At 46.9% G+C, this 9,456-nt stretch carries 4 protein-coding genes; all 4 read right to left on the bottom strand.

Annotated features, from left to right (window positions below):
- Positions 1 to 288: 288 nt before the first annotated feature.
- Positions 289 to 3,555, bottom strand: a complete 3,267-nt coding sequence (locus tag KTG12_RS13895) for an efflux RND transporter permease subunit (protein ID WP_216945460.1) — start codon at positions 3,553 to 3,555, stop codon at positions 289 to 291.
- Positions 3,556 to 3,568: 13 nt separating this feature from the next.
- On the bottom strand, positions 3,569 to 5,014 hold the full coding sequence (locus tag KTG12_RS13900; RefSeq protein ID WP_227226016.1) for a TolC family protein: 1,446 nt from the start codon (positions 5,012 to 5,014) through the stop codon (positions 3,569 to 3,571).
- 54 nt (positions 5,015 to 5,068) lie between these two features.
- Positions 5,069 to 8,152, bottom strand: coding sequence for an efflux RND transporter permease subunit (locus KTG12_RS13905; RefSeq protein ID WP_022322395.1), 3,084 nt, complete (start codon positions 8,150 to 8,152; stop codon positions 5,069 to 5,071).
- Positions 8,153 to 8,213: 61 nt separating this feature from the next.
- Positions 8,214 to 9,278: an efflux RND transporter periplasmic adaptor subunit gene (locus KTG12_RS13910; RefSeq protein WP_022322394.1), complete on the bottom strand. Its 1,065-nt coding sequence runs from the start codon at positions 9,276 to 9,278 to the stop codon at positions 8,214 to 8,216.
- Between the last annotated feature and the right edge of the window lie 178 nt (positions 9,279 to 9,456).

Here is a 9,456-nt window from a genome sequence, read left to right on the forward strand (position 1 = left end):
GGTTGAGAGGCAGAGACCTTCTCACAACTTATCTGTCAGGCATTGCCAAATGGATGGCAAAGAAATGGACCGATGCAAGTATACCCTATTTAAACAGAAAGAGAAGCCAGTGTGTTTTCCTTTTGAGAGGAAAGATTTGAACAGGTCTAAAGAGGTCGTAAAAGTATATTTTGCTTTATTGGAGGGTGAATGTTAGAGTTGACATTTTGTTGACAATATGCAAACGACTGGCATACAGAGTATTTTGATGATAAACGGTAATCCTTATTTGAAAGGGGAAAGTTAAGGTTAGGGTTGTTTTTTTAATGTGAAAAGAGGTAAATAGAGGAAGATTCCTAAGATAGACATGGCAAGCCCGCCGATGGTGCCGGCGGCAAGCGAGAACCAAAACGCTTCCTTATCCGGACCTAACATGAATGGGATGAAGCCTAAGATGGTCGAAACGACTGTGAGGAAAATGGGCGTGATCTTAGCATTCCAGGCTTTCAGATATGCCTTGTAGGGCGACATCAACGGTTTGCGTTGCCGGATTTGGTTGTATTCATTCAAAATGTAGATGCTTGCGTTAACGGTTATGCCGCACAACAGGACGAAGGAGGCAAATCCTCCTTGGTCGAAATTCAATTTGAACCAATAGAACGTGAGGAATACGCCAATGTAAGAGATCGGTATTACAAAGATAACGGCCAAGGGCTGTTTCAGCGAATTGAACAGGATACTGGTGGTAAAGAAGATAATGACGATGATCAGCAATAACAGAAGATATTGTTTATTGTCCTTTTTGTCCCAATACCAGTAAGCGCTTTCCGACTTGGCGGTATAACCCATCGGCAGTATGGCATTGATTTCCTTCAGGTCGCGTTCCTGTATCTTATTTCCCTGATTGGAAGCCCCGATATATTCGTATTGCAGACAGAGGCGGTATTGTTGGTTTACTTTGCAAACCTTCTGCGGCATCTGTCCTTTTTCGACACTTGCAAGTTCTGCTAACTTGTAGGGCTTGCCGTCAATAGTTTGTGGAACATACTGCATGCTCCACACATCGTATTCCTGTGACTGGCGGGAGGAGAGTTTCAGTTTCTCTGTCTCTTCGTTGACGACGATCGTCCCGGTATAAATGTCCTTTCCGAAAACGGGATTGATGGAGGCGAACAGGTCGATCGGCTGTATGTCCTCCTGGGTCAGCCGGGCTTTGTTGAGGTTGAAGTAGAACTCCTGGTAATCGTCTTTCCACCACGAGAACTCTGAATTGATCAGCACTTCCTTGATGCGGCGGTGGGTGAGCAACTTGGCTTTCAGCTGTTCGGCCCATTCGTACAGCTCGTCGTAGTTGTAACCATACATCACGATACGGAAAGAACCGGCTCCTTCGCGTACATCGTTACTGAATCCCTGGTCCTGCAAACCGTAGACTTGCCAGCTCCCCCCCCCCAATTCAAGAGCTTTGCTGATGATTTTGCTTTTCAATGTGTACGGGAAACCGCTCCGTTCACTCTCTTTCGTAAAATAGATGCGGATACCGGCCTGGCGTGCGCTGTAGACGTTTGTTTGGAACTGTCGTATTTCTTTGAAGGTGCTGAGATAGGCTTCCATCCGGCTCATCAAGGTATTCATTTGTGGCAAGGTCGTCCCGTTCGGGAGCGATGCGCTGACAGACAGGACCGTTTCTTCGTTGCGGGTGAAGTAACTTCCTTCATAAACTTTTTGTACGAACAGGCGTAGGGTCCCGCCCAACGCCTTATCGACGATGGGTTTGATCTTCTCCTTGTACGTCTCGTTGGAGGCGAATTTATTATATGTATCGATTAGCAGGGTGTCTGTTGCCGTGTAGACCTTCTTTTTGTCTTTCGTGTCGTATTCGATTTTTTCCGGTAACAGGAAAACCGGGATGCCGAATGCTAACAGTAAAATGAAACATGCCAATTTCTTCCATCCGCAAAGGAAATCGATCTGACATTGATAGTACCGGTTGTAGTAGACAGGGAAACGTTTGAGAATGCGGTTCGTTCTTTTTCTGATCTGGCTTTTCCATGTATACTCGGTCTCTTCTCCGGATATGTTCTTTTTTCCGCTTTTTTTCCATTCCAGGTTCATCTTATCGATTAGGGCGGGAACCAGGAAAAGCGCGATCAATAGGGAGACTCCTAAATTGATGATGACGACAGCCGCAAAATCCTGCAGATTGAGGCGTATCTTTTCATCTAAGAAAAAGATAATGACCAGTGCACCTATCGTTGTCAAAGTGGCTGCCAATATGGATAGGATTGCCTTTCGGTTATGTCGGTTCCGGATATGTTCCGTCATGACGATCGTGTTGTCGATCACCAGGCTGAGTGAGATTGTGACGCCTGCCAACGAATAAAGCTGCATTTCCAGTCCTGACAGATAATAAAGGATGACAGCAATACTGAGGTTGATCGAAAGGCTGATGATGATCAGTAACAGATATTTTATCTCGCGTGTGATCAGCAAGACAAACATCAGTAGGATCAGGACGGTGAGCCCCGTACGGACATAAATCTTGTTCAGTTCGTCCTGAATGAATTCGGTCGCGTCATAGCTGGTATGTATTTCATAACCGGGTGGAAGCAAGGTACGGATATGTTCCATTTCGGCTCTTACCCGTTTGGCAAGTTCCAGCTGGTTCGCCGTCTCCTCGGCGCGGATGGACAGATAGATGGAATTCAAGCCGTTGATACGGTAATAACTCTGTGGAGCCTCTTCCTGACGGGTGACTTTTAGCAGTTGGTCCAGGCGGATCAGCTTGCCGTCTTTGTTCAGGACGGTTATAAGCGATGGGTTGAATCCGTCTGTTTCGTTTTCAGGAACCAAAGCGAGACGTATCCACTGGCTACTTTGTCCTTCTTTGCACGAAGTCGCCAACTGGGTTTCCACGTTTCCGGTTCCTAAGAATTCTTTTTGATAATACTGGCTGATCGCTTTCTGTATATCCGGGATGCTGATACCTAACGTTGCCAGCTGACGGCTATCATATTCCAGTCGCCATTCCATCGGGGTGGCACCGCTGACATCGATGCGGTAGATGCCGGGAATCCCGCTTAGGCGAGGTTTTATCTGGTCTTCGGCAAAGCGTTGTATGAATATGGGTGTGGCTGCCGCATTCAGTGTGTAGCTCATGAAAGGCCGTACTTCCTTGTCGTTCGGCCGGCTCATTTCCAGGACTGGATAGCTCAGTCCGTCCGGTAGGCTGGGCCATGTCTGTCGGATGATGGTAGACGCTTCGAAACGGGCGGCATCGATATTGGTATGCTTGTCCAGCTCGAGCGTGACATATCCCCATCCGTTGCCGGACGTGGAATTGATCTCCTTGATCCCCTTGATGCGTGCCAACATCGCTTCGAGCCGCGAGGTCACTTCCATCTCTATCACGCGTGCCGAATTGCCCGGCATGTTATAGCTGATAGTCAACTGTGGCAGCGTGCGTGACGGCGACAGCTTGATCGGCAGCAGCGGTATAAAGGCAATCCCTGCCAGTGCCACGCAAAGGAAGGTGACGATGATGGTGAAAGAGGATATTTTAGGAGATGCACTCATTATTCATTTTTTGTTACAATCCGTATTTATATTCGAACTCGTTCGAAAGGGAAACTCCCGTTTCGAAATCGTGCAACGTCAGTTTTCGGATCTTATAATAGCTCAGCCAGTAGTTCTGTAAAGCCGAAATATAGTTCCGCTGCGCTTCCTGTTGGCGGTTCAGCGACAGAGTAAGACTGTTGATATCCGCTTTTCCGATCATGAAGCGTTGCTTGGTTTCGCTGTAGGCTGTTTCTGCCAGGTCTACCGCTTCTTCGGCACTTCCAATCAGGGCTTGCTGGATATTGAAGTCGCCGACTGTCATAATCACGTCTTCTTCTACTGTCAATTCTTTTTGTTTGGCGGATGTTTCGGTGACAAGCAGGTTGTTCTTGGCAATATTATGCTTCCCTTTTCGTACGCCCCAGTCTACCAACGGGATCGAAACAGACAAAGAGACGATTTCCTGCTGTTGCAGATTTTTGTAGGCGTCCTGTATGTTCTTGGACACTTGGTTGAATCCGACGCTGGCATTGATCTGGGCGTTGAACATCGCTTCTTTCTTGGTTTTGTCTACCTGCTGCTGGGCTTCTAATATTTGCTGGCGCAACTCCAGAAAGGTCGGGTTGTTTGCACGTGCCAATTCGAGTGCTTTGTCGACCGAGATTTCCATATTGCGCGGGCGGCTTGGGAGGCGCAGGCGTATTTCTGTATTCTTGTCGAAGTTCAAGTAAGAGGCGAGGCTGAACATGGCACGTTTTAGGGCGATTTCCGCATTTTTCAATGTGTTGCGTGCGTTTACGGCATCCAATTTCAGTGTCAGCAAATCCGCTCGGCTGATAGAAGCTATCTTATGCCGTTCCTGCCCTGTCCGGTACAGTGTGTCGGTCGTGGCGACATTTTCCTTGGCCAGATCATATTCCACCTGTGCCATTGCCAGAGCGAAGAAATAGGTCGTTGCTTGCTCGCTCATTTGCTCTACATTATATAATAGTTCTTTCTTGACCTTCTCGTATTTCAACGGTTCGATTTTCCGTTCCCATTTAAAAGCGTTATACCCCAATAAGTCTTGCTGGTAGCCGAGGCGGATCGGAACCGATGAGAACTGGTTATAAGTTTGGTCGCCGAAATAGCGCATATAATCCAAGTCTGTATCCAAATAGAATGTACCGCCTAAGAGGTCGAAATTCTGTTCGATCTCCAATTGCCCGCCCGCATAAAACGATTGTTGTTTTCTATATACGTCGATATCAGCCTCCGAGTCATATCGTTGGGTAAAATAACGGCGGTATTGTGCCGGCGTCAGATTTAGGGTAAGGCTTGGCAGACGGCCGGCCTTGTAAGTCCGGTATTCCCAGTAGCCGGCCAGATACATATTTTTGTATCGGAAAGCGTTCAGCGAACTGTCGGCCGCCAGTGTGATAGTTCGTTCCAGCGTCAGTGTGAGCTGCGCTTTTCCTCCGAATACGCATGCAAGCATCAACAACGTGATGACATATCTATAAATGAATTTCCTGTCCATAACTTCCAATTTTCAATTTTCAACATTCAAATTACCAACCTCATGTTTGCGATAAATGAACCAGTATATCAGTGGTATGACAAAAAGGCTGACTGCCGTACCGATCAGCATGGCCGAGATCATGGCGATGGAGAGCGGCTTTTGCAGTTCGCTGCCCATATCGAATGTGAAAAGCAGCGGAACCATTCCGAATATTGTCGTTAATGATGTCATGATGATAGGGCGCAGGCGCCGCCGTCCGGCTTCATGTATGGCTTCCATAAGAGGAACCCCTTCTTTGCGGAGTTCGTTGATAGCATCCAGTTTCAGGATGGAGTCGTTGATGATGATACCGCAGGTCACGACGATACCGATGGCACTCATCAGGTTCATGGTATGGCCGCATATCCAGAGCACCAGCAAGGAGGCTGCTACATCGATCGGAATTTCAAGCAGCACGATGAGCGGCTGCAGGAAACTTTCGAACTGGGCTGCCAGGATGAAATACATCAGTAGGATCGAAATGAACAAAATCACGACCAGCTCGTTCAGCATCTGCCGGTTGGAAAAGAAACTTCCTGAAAAATCGATATCCCAGTCTGTATCGATTTCTTTTTTTACATTTTCCATCAACTGTTCGGCATTGTCTATATCATAGAAACTGAATGGAATGTATTCTCCGTTCTTTCCTGCCGTGATCGTTTTCAAGTCCTCTCCCGGAGTGACACGCACCAGCGATTGCAGCGGGATATATCGTACGTTGCCTTCCGTGTCAGGAACAGTGTTTACCAATGTTTTCTGTAAGACCTCGTTAACCGTTTGTTCTTCCCCGGCCAATGCGATTGGCAGATATTGTTGGTAGGAGCGGAGCGTTGCTACTTCATTCTCTTTGAATGCCGTTTTCAGCAACCGGTACACTTCGTTGTAGTCGACGTTATAAAGCAGAAGTTTCTGTCTGTCTATTGTGATATTTAACTGATTGTCGAAGGTGATACCGACAGGAGTATGTCCTGTTTTCGCCTCGATTTGCTGTTCTATTTTATTCAAGACGGAGGCTTCCGGTGCTTCAGATTTATTGCGGGTGTGCAATTCGGCGACAATGTCGGCTTCACCTGTCACAAACAGCTTTTCAAATACTGTTTCGGGAGGCGAGAAGGATATCACTGCCATCGGGTAATGCGTTTTGATCCATTTTTCCACCGATTTTTGCAAAGGAGCGATTCCGGTTGGTTTCTCCGTCTTAAAATATAACTCGCTTTCAGAAACCGACATCTCGCGATCCCGGTTCAACAGGAATTGCTGCTGCCCGACATAGGCCGTGTGTTCTTGTACCTGATTGTCGATAGAGGCGAATAACTGGCTGACACGGCTCTGGTTTTCATCGATATGGATGTTTTCGTTCCATTCCACATGAGCGATCAGTTCGTTCTGGTCTATCTCCGGCATACGGCTTTTCGGTATTTCGTAGAACAGAAAGGCGCAAAGCGGGAGCGTAATGGCAATGAAAATCAGGCTTGCCGTTTTGTGACGGAACACAAAATCCACTCCGGTATCATAGAAGCGGTCCAATGTATGCTCTTTTACCAGATTGTTGATTCGCATATTGAAATCCTTATGTTTGATGTCCGGAATACTGTATACCAGTTTGTAGAGTACCGGCAGCAGCATGATTCCCGTGAAATAGGAAACCATCAGACCGACGGTGACGGCAAAGGCTTGGTCAAAGAAGATCGCTCCTGCTATTCCGCTCATGAACACAAGCGGAACGAAGACGGCAATTGTCGTAAAAGTGGAACTCAGCATCGGAGTAATTACTTCGGTCGTCCCTTTATTGCAAGCCTCTTCCAGCGAGTCTCCTCGTGTCCTGTATTGGGTAATGTTTTCCGTTACGATGATCGAACTGTCGATCATCATACCCAAAGCCAGGATCAACCCGGAGATGGAGATGATATTCAGCGACATCTTGCAGAGGTAGAAAAAAAGGAAACTGATGATCAGGCTCACCACCATACTTAACCCGATTACTGCCGGGCTCTTGATATCCCCTAAGAAAAGGATGGCGACGATACAGATGAAAAGGAAACCCAACGACAGGTTTTGTTTCAGGTTCGAGATGGTATAATCCAGCAATTCCGTCTGGTTGCGGCTGACACTGAAATCGATATCCGGATAGACGGAAGCAAAGTAATCCGTCACTTCTGCCAATGCCTCTTTCATGTTATCCATATTTTCATCCGCCTGCTTGATTACAGCCAGCGTTACCGCCCGTTTCCCGTTGGAAAGGGAAGCTCCGGTCTCTTTCTCCGGCACGACGGAGATGCGTGCCAAATCTTTCAGTTGAAAAATATGGTTATTTTTCCTGATATAAATATTCTCGACATCTTCCGGTGTGCGCAGCAGTGTCGAGAACTTGATATTGTACTCGTAATAGCCGTCACGTACGGTCATGCTACCCGGTTCTATATTGTTAGATGTCAGTGCGGCCTCCAGATCGTCAAGTGTGATCTCCGACATTTTCAGCAACTTCATGTCCGGAACAATCTGTAACTGCCGTTTCAGAATTCCGGTCACATCTACCATTGCCACTTCGGGCAACTGTTCGATACGACGTTTGATCACCGTTTCGGCAAACTGGCAAAGGTCGAGGAACGATCCTTCGTTTATTTCACTGTAAGCGCTGTCGCTTTTCAATGTCAGATTCAAGCAGAATACGGGAATATCAGTGGCACTGGCTTTGATTACCCGTGGACGTTCTACTTCACGTGGCAGGTAGTTCATAGCTGCGTCTATCTTTTCGTTGACTTCGATAAAAGCCAGATCCGTATTTGTTCCGAAATCGAAGTTTAGGCGTATGATGGCAGCACCGTCGCGTGTTTCACTGTGGATGTCGCGTAAACTGGCAACCTGCATTAATTGCTGGCGGATGGTTTTTACTACTGTGTTTTCCAATTCGCGTGCCGAAGTGTTCTGGCCGGATACCTGTACGGTGATCTCCGGAATTGCAATATCAGGCAGCAACGACACCGGAATGGTGAAGTAAGTAACCAGTCCCACGATAAAGCAAGCCGTAAAAGCCATCAATACCGCGATAGGGCGTTGTAGTAGAAACTTTATCATGTATTAGAACTATGATTTATGATTTATAAATTATGATTTCTGAATTGTCAATTGTCCATTTTCAATTGTCAATTACTTTGACCGGTGCTTCGTGAGCCAGGTTAATGTTACCGCTTGTAATCACGATATCCCCTTCTTTCAGTCCGTCAATGATCGTATAGCTGTCGGCATTTTCCAAACCTGTATGTACATAGTTCCAGTATGCTTTGTCTTCCGTTAATGTGAATACAACCTGTTTGCCGGAACGGAGTACGACAGCGCTTTTGGGAACGACCAACTGTTTACCCAGCGAACGATGGATACTTACTCGTACATTCATCCCTTCGAACAACTTACCTTTATCGTTTACGGCAGCTTTCACCTGTACCATCCCGTCTTTGTCTACCAGCGGGTTTATTTCGGATATACGGCCGTCAGCCGTGACATCGGACAAGGCAAAAGGAGCTACCTCTACACGATCGCCTGTTTTGATAAGCGGCAGTTCGCTTTCCAAAACTGTGAAAGCGGCTTCCAATGTGCGGGTATCGATAATGGAACAGAAAACATCGGAGGTAGAAGCCGTATTGAACTGTTTGGCGAACAGGTTAGCGACGACACCGTCGAAAGGGGCGGTCAGGACTGCGTTTCGTTGTTCGTATTTGGCAAGCTGCCAAGAGATCAGTGCCTGGTCATACCCGCTTTTTACCTTGACTAACTGCATGGTTGCGGGCGGTACTTTTGTAGAATCTTCCAGTTTGTAGCCCTGTCCGATCAGTACGTCTTGCAGTTCCAGTTTGGCGCGTTCGAGTGCATCTTTGGCTTGCGCTGTCTTGTTGGCAAGGCGGAAGGTTGAGAGTTCTGCGAGCTTTTGCCCTTTCGTCACGCGATCGCCGTTCTTCACATATATCTTGGCGATCGGTTCTGCCGATTCGAATTTTAGGTCGACAAAGTTTCGGGCTGACAGTTTGCCGTTACTGATCAGTTCGTGGTTGAAATCAGTAGTATTCAACTTCATCACCGTCACCTCGTTTGTCTCATCCGGCAGAACGGTTTCTACGCTTTCTTCGGAACCTTTCTCTTTCTTTTCACCGGAGCAAGCCATCATCCCGGCCAGAATCAGTATAGCAAACAATTTGTAGTATTTCATATTTTATTGTTTTTATCAAAGTTGTTTCGCAAATATACAAACATATTTTAGTTACGATCCTTTCGTAATTACTTTTTTTCTATTATCTTTTTTACTTCTTCCCGCATTTCCCGGATTGCGGTCGTTTCCACCTTCGGCTTTTTGGCCAGCACGACACTGGCGGCAGCCCGCAATTTAT

Origin of the sequence: Parabacteroides sp. MSK.9.14 (assembly GCF_019041495.1) — a bacterium.
In the GTDB taxonomy this organism is placed as follows: Bacteria; Bacteroidota; Bacteroidia; order Bacteroidales; family Tannerellaceae; genus Parabacteroides; species Parabacteroides merdae.